Source organism: Actinotignum sp. usb-actsch-rep-73 (assembly GCF_059082735.1).
This window is the reverse complement of sequence record NZ_JBHNPV010000049.1, coordinates 1-307: the sequence shown is the minus strand read 5'-3', so window position 1 is coordinate 307 and position 307 is coordinate 1. Positions and strand designations below refer to the sequence as shown.

1 protein-coding gene and 1 rRNA gene are annotated in these 307 nt (G+C 54.1%); one reads left to right on the top strand and one right to left on the bottom strand.

Features of this window, described 5'->3' with window-relative positions:
• Positions 1-71 (top strand): 16S ribosomal RNA (locus tag AC5RE1_RS03340); the annotation flags it as partial.
• Here AC5RE1_RS03340 and AC5RE1_RS03335 read toward each other — a convergent pair.
• On the bottom strand, positions 72-307 hold a 236-nt coding region (locus AC5RE1_RS03335; protein ID WP_493938347.1), incomplete at its 5' end, for a hypothetical protein.

Here is a 307-nt window from a genome sequence, read left to right as displayed (position 1 = left end):
TGGGATTGGCGATTGGGACGAAGTCGTAACAAGGTAGCCGTACCGGAAGGTGCGGCTGGATCACCTCCTTTCTAGGGAGCCCGTTTTTGGGGATGCGCATCATGGCACGTGAGTGTGTGTGGTGTGTGTTTCTTGTGCTCGCATGTGTTCACCGAGGGTTTTTCTTGGTGGGTGTGGGTGCGTGGGTGTTTTTTAGTGGAAAACAGGGGTGCAAGCTCCATGGAAGCAGACACGCTGTCGGGTTCACGTTCAACACCGTTTGAGCGTTTTGGCTCGCATGTTGCCGCCTCTCTTTTTTGTTGCACTC